The organism is Neorhizobium sp. JUb45, assembly GCF_004343585.1.
Taxonomy (GTDB): domain Bacteria; phylum Pseudomonadota; class Alphaproteobacteria; order Rhizobiales; family Rhizobiaceae; genus Neorhizobium.
In genome coordinates this window covers 853000-868726 of sequence record NZ_SLYW01000003.1, presented here as the reverse complement: position 1 = coordinate 868726, position 15727 = coordinate 853000, and the positions used below count along the sequence as shown (strand labels likewise).

Genomic DNA, 15727 nt, shown 5'->3' with positions numbered 1-15727 from the left:
GAGAGAGATGATGAACAAAGCCATTGCAGTTGCGATCTCCGGCCGGATCGCGGCCATAAGATTGCCTGTGCCCGGCGCACGTTATGAGCTGACACAACCGCTTTCCTGGCGCTTGTCTCAGGCCGGAAGCAATGAATTTTCGCAGCAGGGTACGACCGACCGGGTTGTGACGCTTGTTGACGGACTCGAACCCGACACGCGCTATCGGCTTTCTGTCGAGGGCTTTGCGGATTTCCATTTCCAGACACGGGGCTGCGCGGGCCTGGTCAATGCCGCAAATTTCGGGCTCGTCGCGGATGCGCCGCTGACCGATCTCGAGTCTGCCCAGCATAATGCAAGCAAGCTGAACGAGGCGCTGGCCTATGTTCCTGTCGGCGGCACGCTTCATATCGGCCCGGGCGTCTGGACAACACTGCCACTGGCGCTCAAGAGCGACATGACGCTCAATCTGGCAAAGGGCGCCGTTCTTCGCGCACCAAGCCTGCGCGACGGCTGGCCCATTCTGCCGGCGCATGATGCCGCCGATCATATGCTCGGCAGTTGGGAAGGGTTGCCGGACGCGTGTTTCGCGGCACCGGTGCATGCGATCGGCACCGAGCGGCTGATCATCGAAGGCAGAGGCGTTCTCGACGGCTCGGGCAATGCCGGCGACTGGTGGACATGGCCCAAGGAAACCCGCAACGGCGCGCGACGCCCGCGCGGTCTGCATCTGATCGACTGCAGGGATGTCACCCTACTCGGCTTTACCATTCGCAACGCGCCGTCATGGACAGTGCATCCGCAAGGCTGTGACGGCCTGAAAGCAGTCGGACTTCATATTCAGGCTCCGCATGACAGCCCCAACACCGATGGGTTCGATCCAGAAGGCTGCACCGATGTGCGCGTCGAAGGTGTACGTTTCTCCGTCGGGGACGATTGCATTGCAATCAAGGCCGGGAAACGCGGTCGCTCAGGAGAAGCCGGGCATCTGCGCGAAACACGCGGCATCGACATCCGCCACTGCATGATGGAACGCGGCCATGGCGGCGTCGTCATCGGCTCGGAAATGTCCGGCGGCGTTCATGACGTGACGGTCGAGGATTGCGAGATGATCGGCACCGATCGCGGCTTGCGCATCAAGACACGGCGCGGACGCGGTGGAGCGATCAGCAATATTGCGATGCGCCGGGTCAGGATGGACGGTGTACTGGTGCCGCTGTCGGCCAACGCTCATTATTTCTGCGATGCGGACGGCCATGATGAATGGGTACAATCGCGCGAACCGGCAGCCGTTGTCGAAGGCACGCCGGAGATCGATGGCATCCTCGTCGAGGATGTCGATGTGCATGGCCTCGCATTGGCGACCGGTGTTTTTCTGGGCCTGCCGGAAATGCCCATACGCAACATTCGCATCCGGCAACTGCGCGTTCACTCCCATGATCCGACCGCGACACCGATGCCGCCGATCATGGCCGACGGGGTTCGCCCGATGCGTCACGAAGGCATTCTCGGCGAACATGCCGAGATCGATTGCGACAACCTCAAACTTCTTTCAACCGATCCGATCTCTCTCTCCAACCTGTTGGCGGCCTCATGAAACCCACCGAATATTTCGACCAATTCTGCAGCCGCTACGAAGCCTATAAGAACGGCGCCTGGTGTTATGAGGACGGCTGCATCTATCGTGGGCTGGAACTGCTCTACAAGGCAACCGGCGAGCAACGCTGGTTCGACCACCTTATCCGGCTGATCTCGCCGCAGGTCGGCAAGGATGGAAGTCTGGCGGGTTACACGCCGGATGAATTCAATATCGACAACATCCTGCCCGGTCGCAACCTGCTGTTCCTTGATCGCGAAACCGGCGATCCGCGTTACATGGCTGCAGCGAAACGCCTGATCGCCCAGCTTGACACCCATCCGCGCATCCCCGCCGGCAATTACTGGCACAAGAAGCGGTATCATTCCCAGGTCTGGCTGGATGGCCTCTACATGGGCCTGCCGTTTCAGGTGGAATACGCGATGGCGGCCGGTGAAACACCGCGGATCAGCGACGCATTGCAGCAGATGGCGACGGCGCTTGCCCTGACGGCGATCGGCGGCGGCATGCATGTTCACGGTTACGACGACAGCCGCAAGGAAAAATGGGCGGATTCCGCCACCGGCAAATCGCCGGCAGTCTGGGCACGCGCCATGGGCTGGCAGGCAATGGCGCTGGTGGATATTCTGGCGGTTCTGCCGGACGATCACGCAACGGCAGCGCTGCGAAGGCAGACAGGCACCATCCTCACCGCAATCGCGAACCGACAGCAGGCGTCAGGCCTCTGGCCCCAGGTTCTCGACGCGCCGGACCTTGACGGCAACTACGAGGAAACCTCGGCCTCAGCGATGTTTGCCTATGCACTTTCCTACGCCACCGACCTCCATCTTGATGCACCGGACATGCAGCGTGTTACCGCAGCAGGCGCAAAAGCAGTCGATGCACTGGCCGATACGCGGCTCATCGATGAGGACGGCGAAACCCGCCTCACCGGCATTTGCCAGGTCGCCGGTCTCGGGCCGTTCAATGGACGCTACCGTGATGGTTCACCGGAATATTACCTCGTTGAAGAGGTCGTGTCCGACGATGCCAAGGGCGTGGGCCCTTTCATGATGGCGTATGCGCAAGTCATTTTGTCGCTCAAAGATCAGGTTGCACCTGTACGGCACTTGGCATCTAACTGACGCGGCATCCCGCCAAGCGGGACCACCACTGAGATTCGTGTTTCGCGCCTTGGAGGCTCGCGCGCGGCACGACATCCACTGAGCCTTGCCGGCGAATGGATTTTGATCGTCACCACACGACACAAAGCCACGCGCCGGAGACAGCATCACGGAATGCACAGCCATGGGAGGCGGGGCATGTCTAGAAAGGGTATCGAATGACCAACACGTTTTCACTTCATCCGGATCGGCTTTTTCCCGATGCGCCCGCCACGCGGGATATTGCCCGCAGCCTTTACGCCAAGGTTGCCGACCTGCCGATCGTCAGCCCGCATGGCCATACGGAACCTTCCTGGTTTGCAGACAATGCGCCGTTCGGCGATCCTTCCAGCCTCTTCATCGTTCCCGACCACTATGTCCACCGCATGCTCTACAGCCAGGGAATCCGGCTCGAAAGCCTCGGCATTCCGACCATAGACGGCACGGAAGTGGAGACTGACAAGCGCAAGATCTGGCGCATCTTTGCCGAGAATTTTCACCTGTTCCGCGGCACGCCGTCCTGGATCTGGCTGGCCCATGCCTTCACCGAGGTGTTCGGCATCAAGGAACGGCTGACTGCGGAAAGCGCCGACCGCTTCTATGACCACATTTCCGAAGCACTTCAGCGCCCCGAATTCCTGCCGCGCGCACTTTACGAGCGTTTCAACATCGAGGTGATCGCCACCACGGAAAGCCCGCTCGACGATTTGCGCCACCATCGCAAACTGGGTGAGAGTGGGTGGAAGGGCCGCGTCGTCTCGGCATTCCGTCCCGACCCGGTTGTTGATCCGGAATTCCCGAATTTTGCGAAAAATGTCGCGGAACTCGGCCGCATTACCGGCGGCAACGTTTCCAGTTTCGCCGGTTACCTGGGCGCCCTGCAGAACCGCCGCCAGTATTTCAAGGAGGTGGCCGGCGCCACGTCGACAGACCACGGCCATGCAACGGCCCGTACCGAAAACCTTTCCGATGAAGATGCCGCGTCACTTTACCAGCGGGTCATCAGCGGCGCGGTTTCTACCGCCGATGCCGAAACCTTCCGTGGCCAGATGCTGACGGAAATGGCCAAGATGAGCGTTGTCGACGGTCTGGTCATGCAGATCCATCCCGGTGCATTCCGCGATCACAACCACCAGATCTTTGCCCGATACGGCAAGGACAAGGGCGCCGACATTCCGAAGGCAACCGACTATGTCGGCAATTTGAAGCCATTGCTCGACCGTTTCGGCAACGACCCGCGCCTCACCGTCATCCTGTTCACGCTGGACGAAACCGCCTATGCCCGCGAACTGGCACCGCTGGCGGGCCATTATCCGGCGCTGCGCCTCGGCCCGGCCTGGTGGTTCCATGACAGCCCCGAAGGCATCCGCCGCTACCGCGAGCAGACGACGGAAACGGCCGGTTTCTACAACACGGTCGGCTTCAACGACGACACCCGCGCCTTCCTGTCCATCCCTGCCCGCCATGACGTGGCGCGCCGTATCGATTGCGGTTTCCTTGCGCGACTGGTGGCCGAGCATCGTCTGGAGATCGACGACGCCCACGAACTGGCCTGGGAACTGGCCTATAACCTGGCGAAGACAGCTTACAAGCTGTGATCGCGTAAACAGTCCAGACCTGCAGCCGCGCCCTGTCTCGGGGCGCGGTTTTTTTGTGCTGAATAGGTTTGCGGCTTGCAGGAGAGACCCTCGATAAAGCTGCGGCAAAAAATCATATTTAGTTTGACAATAAGTATGATTTATTTAGCTTCGCCTCCGCTGACATCGAAGATGTCGGCAGCGGGAGAGGCAATTGAAATCCTGCAGCGTTGCAGGCTCCGTGACGATCTCCAACGATCCGGCACGCCGCAACACGGCCGCAGACGCATGCAGAAATCCGGCGCCGGCCGGGCAAATGGGTATAGACGCATGAAAATCACCAAGCTCACCACCTACATCGTGCCGCCGCGCTGGCTGTTCCTGAAAATCGAGACGGATGAGGGCATTTTCGGCTGGGGCGAACCGGTTGTCGAAGGCCGTGCCCTCACCGTTCAGGCCGCCGTTCACGAGCTCGAAGATTACCTGATCGGTAAGGATCCGTTTCTGATCGAGGACCACTGGCAGGTCATGTATCGCGGCGGCTTTTACCGTGGTGGCGCCGTTCATATGTCGGCTATCGCCGGCATCGACCAGGCGCTGTGGGATATCAAGGGCAAGGCGCTTGGCCAGCCGATCCATTCCCTGCTCGGCGGTCAGGTGCGCGACCGCATCAAGGTTTATTCGTGGATCGGCGGCGACCGGCCGTCCGACGTCGCCAACAATGCCAGGGACGTCGTCGCGCGCGGCTTCAAGGCGATCAAGCTCAACGGCTGCGAGGAAATGCAGATCGTCGATACCAACGAAAAGGTCGACAAGGCCATCGAAACCATCGCCATCATCCGCGAAGCTGTCGGCCCGCATATCGGCATCGGCGTCGATTTCCACGGCCGGGTGCACAAGCCGATGGCCAAGGTTCTCGCCAAGGAACTCGAGCCATACAAGCTGATGTTCATCGAGGAGCCGGTGCTTTCCGAAAACCGCGAGACGCTGAAGGAAATCGCCAACCATTGCTCGACACCGATCGCGCTCGGCGAACGCCTCTTCTCCCGCTGGGATTTCAAGCAGGTTCTGTCGGACGGTTATGTCGATATCATCCAGCCTGACCTTTCGCATGCCGGCGGCATCACCGAATGCCGCAAGATCGCGGCGATGGCGGAGGCCTATGACGTGGCACTTGCGCCGCATTGCCCGCTGGGGCCGATCGCGCTTGCCGCCTGCCTGCAGGTCGATGCCGTCAGCCACAATGCCTTCATTCAGGAGCAGAGCCTCGGCATCCATTACAACAAGGGCAACGACATCCTCGATTACATCTCCAACAAGGAAGTGTTTCATTATGCCGACGGTTTTGTCAGCATTCCGCAGGGGCCGGGGCTTGGTATCGAGGTGGACGAGCAATATGTGATCGAACGCGCCAAGGAAGGCCATCGCTGGCGCAATCCGATCTGGCGCCATGAGGATGGCAGTGTTGCCGAATGGTGAGATAACGGCATAACATGGCATTGTCGGACAGCGAGGAGGCTGGCCGACATATGCATTTTACGGAATGGCCGTCTGGCCGAGACCTTTGGGAGGGTTCGATGAAGGATGTTGATGCGGCGGATGTGTTACGCCGCTTTTGTCGTGACGCCGGAAACTGTTCCCGACCCGTGGCCTTGGCCCGTCGCGCTGACACCCTCACCCATCGCCACCCTCTCAAGGATCGTCCATGAAAGCCGTCGTCATTCACAAGGAACATGATCTCAGGATCGAGGAGCGCGATGTCGGCGAACCCGGTCCCGGCGAAGTCCGCATTCGCCTCAAGGCCGGCGGCATCTGTGGCTCCGATCTGCATTATTATCATCATGCCGGATTTGGCACGGTGCGGGTTCGCGAACCGATGATCCTGGGTCACGAGGCTTCCGGCGAGATCGCGGCGGTCGGTGAAGGCGTAACCCATGTGACGGTCGGGCAGCGCGTTGCCATCAATCCCAGCCGTCCGCAGGGTGATTGCGAATTCATGCGCGAGGGCCAACGGCAGCACGCCATGGAAATGCGGTTCAACGGTTCGGCCATGCGTTTTCCGCATGTGCAGGGCCTGTTTCGCGAGGAAATCGTCGTCGAGGCCGATCAGGCCGTGCCGGTCGGCCCCGACACACCATTCGAGGAGGCCGCCTGCTGCGAACCGCTGGCAGTGTGCCTGCATGCCATCGAACAGGCGGGATCGCTGGTCGGCAAACGTGTCCTGATCACCGGCACCGGCACGATCGGCTGCCTGACCATTCTGGCCGCCCGTTTCGCCGGCGCCAGCGAGATCATCGCCACCGACATTTCCAACTCCGCGCTAGCAATCGCAAAATCCATCGGTGCCGACACGGTCATCAATGTCGCCGAACAGCCGGACGGGCTGACACCCTATGCTGAAGGCAAGGGCCAGATCCACGTTGCTTTCGAATGCTCGGGCAGCGGCCCGGTTCTGGCAGGCCTGCTGAAGGTGGTTCGCCCGCGCGGAACGATCGTCGCCGTCGGCATGGGCAATGACGTCACTCTGCCCATCAGTGCCATCGTTACCAAGGAACTGGTGGTGCGCGGCACGTTTCGCTTCGATGCCGAATTCGCTCTTGCGGCAAAGCTGATTTCCGACCGGCGCATCGACGTGCGGCCGCTCCTGTCGGCCCAGATCCCGATGGACCGCGCGGTCGAGGCATTCGATCTTGCCAGCGACCGCACGAAATCGATGAAAGTGCACCTCACCTTCTGAGTTTCACGCTCGAAGGCCGCCCGTCCGGGGCGGCCTGTCGGCGGATGCTTTTACTCCGGCGCCCCCGGATGCTTGTGGATCGGGTCCACCCAATAGACCGCTTCCGGTTTCTCGACCGGATCCACATCGGTGATATTAACGACCACCGCCTCGTTGTCGGAGCGCACCAACACGCATTCCAGCACGTTGTCCGGGTCGGCATTGATTTCCTGATGCGGCACATAGGGTGGCACGAAAATGAAGTCACCGGGGCCGGCCTCGGCGACATATTCCAGCTTGTCGCCCCAGCGCATACGCGCCTTGCCGCGTACGACAAAGATGACGCTTTCCAGCGCGCCGTGATGGTGCACGCCGGTCTTGGCATTCGGTTCGATCGCCACCTTCCCAGCCCAGATCTTCTGTGCGCCGACACGCGCATGGTTGATCGCCGCCTGCCGGTACATGCCGGGTGTCTGCGCTGTATTGTCGTCGAGTTGATCACCCTTGATGACGCGCACGCCATTGTGTTTCCAGTGATCATCGTCGTGATGATGGTGGTGGTCATCCGCCATGCGCCATCTCCTTCATCTCATTTGAATATCGACGTCCCGCAGTAATCACCTCTAAGCCACGAGCACAGCGATGTTAACCCTGTCGTTTTTGCGCCCCATTGGTTAATGCATAAAAATGAAGTTTAGATCAAATAATATATTAATGCTTACTAAGATACCCGGCATGGATAGCGGGATAGCCCATTGGTATATTGATAAAATCCGTTAAAAATCGCTTCAGACACGTCTAACTTGGTTAATATCGGGCGGATGGAGAACACATTCGGCCATCCTTGGCACCGATAGCATAACAAATTCATGTTTTTAGCTGTCATGATCAGTCATGAAACACAACATCATCGTCGCCCATGACGAATAATCACTTTTTCTTTTAATCCAAAATTAATTGAGGGCCAATATCTTCAGAATCACCGGCTGAACTGTGTGAACAAACAATATGCCGGAAAAGAATTCAAACCCTATTGTTTGGTGGGATTCTTTTGCATGAACGCGACTGGAACAGGTGTCCAACACGCCTGAACATGATGTCCTTCCAGCGCCTCGGCTCGGGCGAGCCATGTTTCAATCTACTTCCGTCCGCCAGAAACTTCGCAACGCAATGCATCGACACCAAGCAGAATGCAGATACGCGGGCACGGCTGCCTGTGTCTTTCGCATTTTACTGCCGTCACTATCGATGTTTCTGTTTCGGTAAAGTTCAACGTCGAAGAAACAAGTATAGGCCCGCAAAATGACATCGATTATCTCTTCCTTTTCGACGGCTCAGATCCAGAAGCTGTCGACTGCGACCATCGCCACCCTCAAAGAAGATGATGTGAAAGCGCTGACCGAAGCGCAGGTGAAGGTTTTGAGCTCGGCTCAGATCGGCGCCATCAGTGCTGACCACGTCGATGTATTGAGCGACGAACAGTTGAAGGCGATTTCGGCCAAGTCGATTGTCGGCCTCAAGGCAGAACAGATTGCTGCCATCGACGACAGCAAGATTGCCCTCTTCTCGACGGCACAGATCGCTGCGCTATCGTCTACGCAGATGAGCGCATTGAGCGAAGATCAGGTCACCGCGCTCGACGCCACACAGATCGCATCGCTTAGCGCAGCCCAGATCAGCGGCCTCAGCGCGGGCGACATTGGAAAATTCACGGCTGACGAAATCGGCGCCATCAGCGCCAAGGCCATATCGGGCCTCGCAACAGACGCAGTCGCCGCGCTCGGCGACGATGATCTGGCTGCTCTCAAGCCGGCACAGATTGCCAGCTTCAGCCTCAACCAGGTCAAGGCGCTGACGGCCGCCCAGTTTGAAAAGCTCACTGGCGACGGCCAGGTGGCAGCACTGACGTCATCGCAGGTTTCGGTACTGAGCAACGAACAGCTCGCCAAGATTGATGTCACCAAGATCAGTGCCAAGGCCATCACCGGCCTGACCGCCGGTCAGCTGACGGGAATGACCGACACAGAGACAAAGAAGTTCGAACCAACGCAGATCGGTCTGCTTAACGCAAAGCAGCTAGGCGGGTTCGCCAGCGGCGACCTGACCGAAGCACAGATTTCTGCCGTCAGCGCAAAGGCGATTTCCGGCCTCGGCACCGACGTTCTGGCTGCCATCGACAAGACCAAGGTTGCAACCGTTCTGTCGACCGCCCAGGTCGCAGCGCTTGGTGCAAACCAGGTCAAGGCCCTGACGGCCGACCAGATCGACGAACTCTCCGCTGACCAGGTTGGCGTTCTGGGTTCGACCCAGGTTGCCGCCATGACCACCGCGCAGATCGAAAAGCTCGATGTTGCCAAGCTGTCGGCAAAGGCCGTCCCTGGGCTGACCTCGGCGCAGATCGGCGCGATGAGCGACACGCAGACCAAGAGCCTCGTCGACACGCAGCTTGGTGCCCTGACAGCCAAGCAGGTTGCCGGCTTTGCCGCAGGCGACATCGACTCTGCAAACATTTCCAAGATCAGCACCAAAGCAGTCTCCGGCTTGTCCGCAGAATTCATTGCCGGCATCACTGCTGCCGATATCCCCACGGCCCTGTCGACCGGCCAGGTTGCAGCTCTGGGTACCAACCAGATCAAGGCTCTGACTGCGGCACAGGCTGAAAAGCTGTCTGCAGAACAGATCGGCGCGCTCTCCGCCACACAGGTCGGCGCTCTGAGCAACGAACAGCTCGCCAAGATTGATGTCACCAAGATCAGTGCCAAGGCCATTACCGGCCTGACCGCCGGTCAGCTGACGGGAATGACCGACACAGAGACAAAGAAGTTCGAACCAACACAGATCGGCCTGCTTAACGCAAAGCAGCTGGGCGGGTTCGCCAGCGGCGACCTGACCGAAGCACAGATTTCTGCCGTCAGCGCAAAGGCGATTTCCGGCCTCGGCACCGACGTTCTGGCGGCCATCGACAAGACCAAGGTTGCAACCGTTCTGTCGACCGCCCAGGTCGCCGCGCTTGGTGCAAACCAGGTCAAGGCCCTGACAGCCGACCAGATTGACGAACTCTCCGCTGACCAGGTTGGCGTTCTGGGTTCGACCCAGGTTGCCGCCATGACCACCGCGCAGATCGAAAAGCTTGACGTTGCCAAGCTGTCGGCAAAGGCCGTCTCCGGCCTGACCTCGACGCAGATCGGCGCGATGAGCGACACGCAGACCAAGAGCCTCGTTGACGCGCAGCTTGGTGCCCTGACAGCCAAGCAGGTTGCCGGCTTCGTAACGGGTGATCTGGACGCTGCAAACATTGCCAAGATCAGCACCAAGGCTGTCTCCGGCCTGACCGCAGAATTTATTGCCGGTATCGCCGCTGCCAGCATCCCGACCGCCCTGACGGACGGTCAGGTCGCAGCTCTGGGTGCAAACCAGATCAAGGCCCTGACAGACGCGCAGGCAGAAAAGCTCACCACAGGTCAGATCGGCGCGCTCTCTGCCACACAGCTCGGCGCATTCAGCGAAGCCGCGCTCGCCAAGATCGACGTTACCGCACTTTCCGCAAAGGCTGTCGCAGGCCTCAGCAAGGCGCAGGTCGGCGCACTGTCCGACGATCAGGTCGAAGACCTGACCGCAGGCCAGATCGCCTCCTTGTCCGCAGACCAGCTGTCCGGCTTCACAGGTGCCGACATCGGAAAGTTTGCCGATGACGAGATCACCGCGATCAGCGCCAAGGCGATTTCCGGCCTGTCGCTCGAAGCGGTCGCCGCTCTCGACGATGGTCAGATTGCAGCACTCCAGCCGGCTCAGATCACCGCAATGAGTGCCAAGCAGATCGGTAGCCTCACTGCTGACCAGTTCAGCAAGCTTGGCGACACCCAGATTGCCGCAATCGATGCCAAGGCGATTTCCAGCATCCTCCCTGCTGCGATCACCGCGCTGACCGACACCCAGCTGGGCGCCCTCAAGCCGGCCCAGATCACCGCATTGAGCAACGCACAGATCGATGGCCTGTCGGACACACAGATCGGCAAGCTTACCGAAACACAGCTGGGCGCCCTGTCCTCCACCCAGGTGGCCGGCCTGAGCGATGCTCAGCTCGCCAAGGTCGATCTGACCAAGCTCTCGACCAAGGCCATTCCCGGCCTGACGGCGGAGCAGTTCGGCAATATGGGTGCAACCCAGCTCGCCACGCTCACCGATACGCTGATGGGTTCCTTGACCAGCAAGCAGATCGGCGCCTTTGCAGACGGTGACCTGACTGAAGCCCAGATCTCCAAGATCAGCGCCAAGGAAATCACCGGCCTGTCCACCGACATCATCTCCAAGATCGCTGCCGACGACATTGATGATGCCTTCACGGCCGCTCAGGTCTCGGCGCTGAGCACAAACCAGATCAAGAGCCTGACAGACGCGCAGATCGAAAAACTGAGCGACACACAGCTTGCGGCACTGACCTCCACGCAGGTGGCGGTACTTTCCGACGAGCAGGTTGCCAAGCTTTCCGTCCAGAAGCTGAGCACCAAGGCCACGGCTGGCTTGACGACGGCACAGATCTCCGCGCTGTCCGAAACGCAGACAAAGGCCATCACCACCGCGCAGATCGCCACGCTGACGGCAAAACAGCTCGGTGGCTTCCAGACCGCTGCGGAGCTGACTGACGACCAGATCGGCGCGATCAGCACCAAGGCAATTTCCGGCCTTTCCGATACGGTCGTCGGCGGTTTGGGCACCACTCAGATTGCAAAGCTTTCGGCTGGTCAGGTTGCCGCACTCAGCACCAACCAGGTCAAGAGCCTCAGCACTGCCTCCATCAAGGCCTTGGACGACACTCAGCTTGGCGCCCTCACGGCCAACCAGGTTGGCGCATTGAGCAACGACCAGATCAAGGAGCTCGACACCGGCGATATCGCCAAGCTCAGCAACAAGGCCGTGGTTGGCCTGACCGCCGACCAGATTGCCAACATGACGCTGACCCAGGTGGCAGAGCTGACGACCGGTCAGATCGGCGTATTGTCCACCGCCCAGATTGCCGGACTGGCAACCGATGCCATCAAGCAGTTCACGGCAGACGAAATCGCCGCGATCAACACGAAGGCTATTGGCGGTCTGTCCGTGGAGGACATCGCAAGCCTCGGCAAGACACGCCTTGGTGAGCTTACGGAAAAGCAGCTTGCGGCAATGGACAACAAGCAGGTCGAAGCCGTCATCGCTGCCTACCAGGTAGCCTGATCCGAGATGAAGACAAGATCGGCCGCATACAGGCGGCCGGTCATTGCAGACAGAGAAAGGGCGGCCCTTTGCGAGGTGCCGCCCTTTTGCATTTCACTGAGCAGGCGTTTTTTCCGCCTGCGAAAACAATCCATCCATGCGCGGCTTGGCGCGGGCCGGTAGCGAGATCAACTTGTAGCTTTCCGGAAGCTTTGCCTCCCCCACCTTGATCAGCATGACCATGCCCATGCCCAGATGCGGTGAGCATTTGATCCCGTAAAAGCCGGGCTTGTCGAAACCGGTCTCGAACTGGTCGTTGATACGGCTTTTGAAACCTTCCGCACCTTCCGGGATCATGCCATCGATCGTCGCGGCATTGTGGCTCTTGTGGGTGGGAACGAACACGACCCGATCACCGGGCTTGATTTCCAGATAATCCGGCTCGAATACCATCGGGCCTTTTTCGCCCCGGTTCAGCATCTTGACTTCGAAAGTCTCGGCCATCGCATTGCCGGAGAAAACCGCCAGTGCCAGCGAGGCGAGGATGGGTCTGAGAACTTTCATCATGTAAAATCGTCCTTCGTGGGAGAAATTCGTCTTCTGCCGCCGGCGCGAAACCGCACATGGCAGATACCGTCTTCATCGGGGGAAACCGAGGCATCCACGCCGAAGACAGAACTGATGGTGGCGGCTGTCAGGACATCATGCGGCTTGCCGATCGCCGTCAGCCGACCATTGTCCATGATCGCGATCCGATCGCAGAACATGGCAGCGTGGTTGAGGTCATGCAGGGCCGCCACGACCGTCAGATCCTGTCGGCGCACGAGGTCGAGCAGATCGATCTGGTGGCCGATATCGAGATGGTTGGTTGGCTCGTCAAGCAGCAGCACACGCGGTTCCTGTGCGAGTGCGCGGCCGATATGAAGCCGCTGCCGTTCTCCGCCGGAAAGGTGATGCCACTGGCGATCGGCCTTGTCGGCCATATCGACATTGTCGAGCGCGGCATCGACGATCGTGTCATCCTCGACCGACCAACCGGACAGCGGCCCGAGATAGGGCGTGCGCCCCAGCTCAACCGCCTGACGGGCGGTGATGCGCTCCGCCGTTTCCGCCTGCTGTTCGACAAAGGCTAGCTTTTGGGCGACCTCCCGGCTGCCGATGGAGCGCATGGGCATATCACCCAGCATGACCTGACCGGACAGTGGTTTGCGAATGCCGGCCAACATCGACAGCAACGTGCTTTTTCCAGAACCATTGGGGCCGATGATCCCGAGAAATTCCCCTGACGCGACCTCGAAGGAGACATCGCGGACGATCTCCAGACGGCCGGCGGACCAGCAGAGATTTTGCGCGGACAGCTTCATGGCCGCGCCCTCTTCTGCCCGAGGATGAAGGCGAAGGCCGGCGCGCCGAACAATGCGGTGATGACACCGATCGGCAGAACCTGACCGGAAATGATGGTGCGCGACAGTATGTCGGCGACAATCATGAAAATAGCGCCGACCAGAGCCGTGACCGGCAACAGCCGACCATGCCGGACGCCGACGATCAGCCGAGCCGCATGCGGGATGACCAGACCGATAAAGCCGATCGAGCCGACCAGCGACACCATCGCTGCCGTCATCGCCGCCGCCGTACAGATCAGCACGACCTGCACCCGGCGCACCCGGATGCCGAGCGAGGCGGCGGCCTGATTGCCGAAGGCGAAGGCATCGAGCGCGCGGACATGCCAGAGGCAGATCAGCAGGCCAATGATGGTGACCGGCAGCGCCAGACCGACATCCGGCCAGCGCACGCCGGACAGGTTGCCGAGCAGCCAGAACATGATGCCGCGCGCCTGTTCCGCCGTCGCCGACTTGGTGACGACGAAGGAGGTGATTGCGTTGAACATCTGCGAGCCGGCGACACCGGCGAGAATGATGGCATTGCTGCCGCTGCCGGCGCGCACGGCCAGAAGGCTGACGAGCAGGAAGGCGGCGAGAGCGCCCGCAAGCGCGCCCATCGGCATGGTCAGCATGCCGGCCCCGAAACCGAGAAGGGCAACGGCGACAGCACCGGTGGAGGCACCGGCCGAAATACCGAGGATGTAGGGGTCTGCCAACGGATTGCGCAAAAGCGACTGCAGCACCGCACCGGCCAGCGCCAGCGACGCGCCGCAACAGGCGGCAACGACGGCGCGGCTGAGGCGATAGCTCCAGACGATGCCTTCATCGAGAGGCTCAAGCGGATAACCCGCACCGAGCATCCGATTGGCAACCGTTTTCACCACCACATCGAAGGGAATGGAGGTTTCGCCGATCGCCGCACCGGCAATCAGCGCCACCAGAAGAAGAACGAGCGCCGCAACTGCGGCGCCTGTCCCTCCAAGTTTTGCTGGAATGCGTTTCACTGCGATCGGCTTTATTTGGCCAGACCGGCAGAGGCGACCGCATCAGCCAGCACTTCCAGACCTTCGATCGTGCGAATGGTCGGGTTCATGGCCTGCGCATCCATTTCAACCACATGGCCTTGCTTGAAGGCCGGCATCAGGCTGGCAACCGGGTCTTCCCTCAGGAACGCGTGCTTGACGGCAACATCATCGGCCGGGAAACGACGGCGATCCATCTTGCCGGCAACGATGATGGTCGGGTTGGCCTTGGCGATGGTTTCCCAGCCGACGGTTGGCCATTCCTCATCGCTTTCGATGACATTCTTGATGCCGAGCGCCGACATGATGTAGCCCGGCGCGCCATGACGGCCGGCAACGTAAGGATCGATATCGAGTTCGGCGCTGGAGAACCAGAAGACAGCCGAAAGCTTGCCATCCGCCGACGCGATCTTTTTGCGCGCGGCGTCCTCACGTTTTTTCAGGTCGGCTACAACTTCCTCACCACGATCCTGAACATTGTAGATGACCGCCAGATCGCGGATTTCCTGATAGATCAGCTCCATCGAAAAGACGCCGGTGCGCACGCCATCGCCACCACCGGAATTGTCCTTGCCAACACAATCGGCCGGCGATGTGTAAACCGGCACGCCGAGTTCGGCGAACTGTGCCGGGGTACCAACCACACCTTCCGGGCCGATCTGCCACTGGAACTGGGTGGTAACTAGATCAGGTTTCTTGCCGATCACTGCTTCAAAGCTCGGATCATTATCGGCAAGGCGCTCGACCTTGGCATTGACCTCTTCAAAACCCTTCAGCACCGGGCTGACCCAGAGCGCAGTACCGACCACCTTGTCGGAGAGACCGAGCAGATAAAGAACTTCCGTGACACTCTGGCCAACCGAAACGGTTTTCGAGGGCGCCTGCTTGAATGTCAGCTCAAGGCCGCAATTCTTGATCGTCAATGGATATTGCGTTTCGGCAGCAGACACGGTGGTGGCCAATGACAATGAAGCGGCAGCCAAAAGGCCAGCGCTCAACGCCCGGCGCGTAAAATGAAACATGGTCTCTCCTTGAAGGGTGTGATCGATGGGAAGCGGCAAGGCGTGTCACAGCACCTGCCGGCAGACAGCCGACATCGACGGATGAGGGATAAAG

At 59.9% G+C, this 15727-nt stretch carries 11 protein-coding genes; 6 read left to right on the top strand and 5 right to left on the bottom strand.

Annotated elements, in window-relative coordinates; genetic code table 11:
- The first annotated feature begins 10 nt into the window (after window positions 1–10).
- The 5 genes from EDF70_RS16550 (at window position 11) to EDF70_RS16530 (ending at window position 7032) form a co-directional block, all read left to right on the top strand.
- Window positions 11–1576 (top strand): glycoside hydrolase family 28 protein, encoded by a 1566-nt coding sequence (locus EDF70_RS16550; protein ID WP_132275654.1) that lies wholly within the window; start codon window positions 11–13, stop codon window positions 1574–1576.
- Entirely contained in the window at window positions 1573–2700 is a 1128-nt protein-coding gene (locus EDF70_RS16545) for a glycoside hydrolase family 88 protein (RefSeq protein WP_132275651.1), read from the top strand. Before EDF70_RS16550 ends, EDF70_RS16545 begins: the two co-directional genes overlap by 4 nt.
- 197 nt (window positions 2701–2897) lie before the next feature.
- Window positions 2898–4316: a glucuronate isomerase gene (gene uxaC, locus EDF70_RS16540; protein ID WP_132275649.1), complete on the top strand. Its 1419-nt coding sequence runs from the start codon at window positions 2898–2900 to the stop codon at window positions 4314–4316.
- A 309-nt stretch (window positions 4317–4625) separates the two neighbouring features.
- Window positions 4626–5774 (top strand): galactonate dehydratase, encoded by a 1149-nt coding sequence (dgoD, locus tag EDF70_RS16535; RefSeq protein WP_132275646.1) that lies wholly within the window; start codon window positions 4626–4628, stop codon window positions 5772–5774.
- Between the two features lie 226 nt (window positions 5775–6000).
- On the top strand, window positions 6001–7032 hold the full coding sequence (locus EDF70_RS16530) for an L-idonate 5-dehydrogenase (RefSeq protein ID WP_132275643.1): 1032 nt from the start codon (window positions 6001–6003) through the stop codon (window positions 7030–7032).
- Window positions 7033–7082: 50 nt separating this feature from the next.
- Here EDF70_RS16530 and EDF70_RS16525 read toward each other — a convergent pair whose 3' ends face one another.
- Window positions 7083–7583: a cupin domain-containing protein gene (locus EDF70_RS16525; RefSeq protein WP_132275640.1), complete on the bottom strand. Its 501-nt coding sequence runs from the start codon at window positions 7581–7583 to the stop codon at window positions 7083–7085.
- A gap of 730 nt (window positions 7584–8313) precedes the next feature.
- On the opposite strand from EDF70_RS16525, the gene EDF70_RS16520 reads away from it, so the two are divergent.
- Complete coding sequence (locus EDF70_RS16520) at window positions 8314–12225, top strand: hypothetical protein (RefSeq protein WP_132275637.1); 3912 nt, start codon at window positions 8314–8316, stop codon at window positions 12223–12225.
- 93 nt (window positions 12226–12318) lie between these two features.
- Here EDF70_RS16520 and EDF70_RS16515 read toward each other — a convergent pair whose 3' ends face one another.
- Genes EDF70_RS16515 through EDF70_RS16500 form a run of 4 tightly spaced genes read right to left on the bottom strand, consistent with a single transcriptional unit; the run spans window position 12319 to window position 15633 of the window.
- On the bottom strand, window positions 12319–12771 hold the full coding sequence (locus EDF70_RS16515) for a pseudoazurin (protein WP_132275634.1): 453 nt from the start codon (window positions 12769–12771) through the stop codon (window positions 12319–12321).
- Window positions 12768–13568, bottom strand: coding sequence for an ABC transporter ATP-binding protein (locus EDF70_RS16510; RefSeq protein WP_132275631.1), 801 nt, complete (start codon window positions 13566–13568; stop codon window positions 12768–12770). The genes EDF70_RS16515 and EDF70_RS16510 overlap by 4 nt, the downstream gene beginning before the upstream one ends.
- On the bottom strand, window positions 13565–14593 hold the full coding sequence (locus tag EDF70_RS16505; protein ID WP_132275628.1) for an iron ABC transporter permease: 1029 nt from the start codon (window positions 14591–14593) through the stop codon (window positions 13565–13567). The genes EDF70_RS16510 and EDF70_RS16505 overlap by 4 nt, the downstream gene beginning before the upstream one ends.
- An 11-nt stretch (window positions 14594–14604) precedes the next feature.
- The gene (locus EDF70_RS16500; RefSeq protein ID WP_132275626.1) at window positions 14605–15633 is read right to left on the bottom strand and encodes an ABC transporter substrate-binding protein; all 1029 of its coding nucleotides are present in this window, start codon (window positions 15631–15633) and stop codon (window positions 14605–14607) included.
- Window positions 15634–15727: the final 94 nt, after the last annotated feature.

Coding starts and splice junctions, on each gene's coding strand:
- EDF70_RS16550 (WP_132275654.1), top strand. CDS start 11: ATGAACAAAGCCATTGCAGTTGCGATCTCCGGCCGGATCGCGGCCATA.
- EDF70_RS16545 (WP_132275651.1), top strand. CDS start 1,573: ATGAAACCCACCGAATATTTCGACCAATTCTGCAGCCGCTACGAAGCC.
- uxaC (WP_132275649.1), top strand. CDS start 2,898: ATGACCAACACGTTTTCACTTCATCCGGATCGGCTTTTTCCCGATGCG.
- dgoD (WP_132275646.1), top strand. CDS start 4,626: ATGAAAATCACCAAGCTCACCACCTACATCGTGCCGCCGCGCTGGCTG.
- EDF70_RS16530 (WP_132275643.1), top strand. CDS start 6,001: ATGAAAGCCGTCGTCATTCACAAGGAACATGATCTCAGGATCGAGGAG.
- EDF70_RS16525 (WP_132275640.1), bottom strand. CDS start 7,583: ATGGCGGATGACCACCACCATCATCACGACGATGATCACTGGAAACAC.
- EDF70_RS16520 (WP_132275637.1), top strand. CDS start 8,314: ATGACATCGATTATCTCTTCCTTTTCGACGGCTCAGATCCAGAAGCTG.
- EDF70_RS16515 (WP_132275634.1), bottom strand. CDS start 12,771: ATGATGAAAGTTCTCAGACCCATCCTCGCCTCGCTGGCACTGGCGGTT.
- EDF70_RS16510 (WP_132275631.1), bottom strand. CDS start 13,568: ATGAAGCTGTCCGCGCAAAATCTCTGCTGGTCCGCCGGCCGTCTGGAG.
- EDF70_RS16500 (WP_132275626.1), bottom strand. CDS start 15,633: ATGTTTCATTTTACGCGCCGGGCGTTGAGCGCTGGCCTTTTGGCTGCC.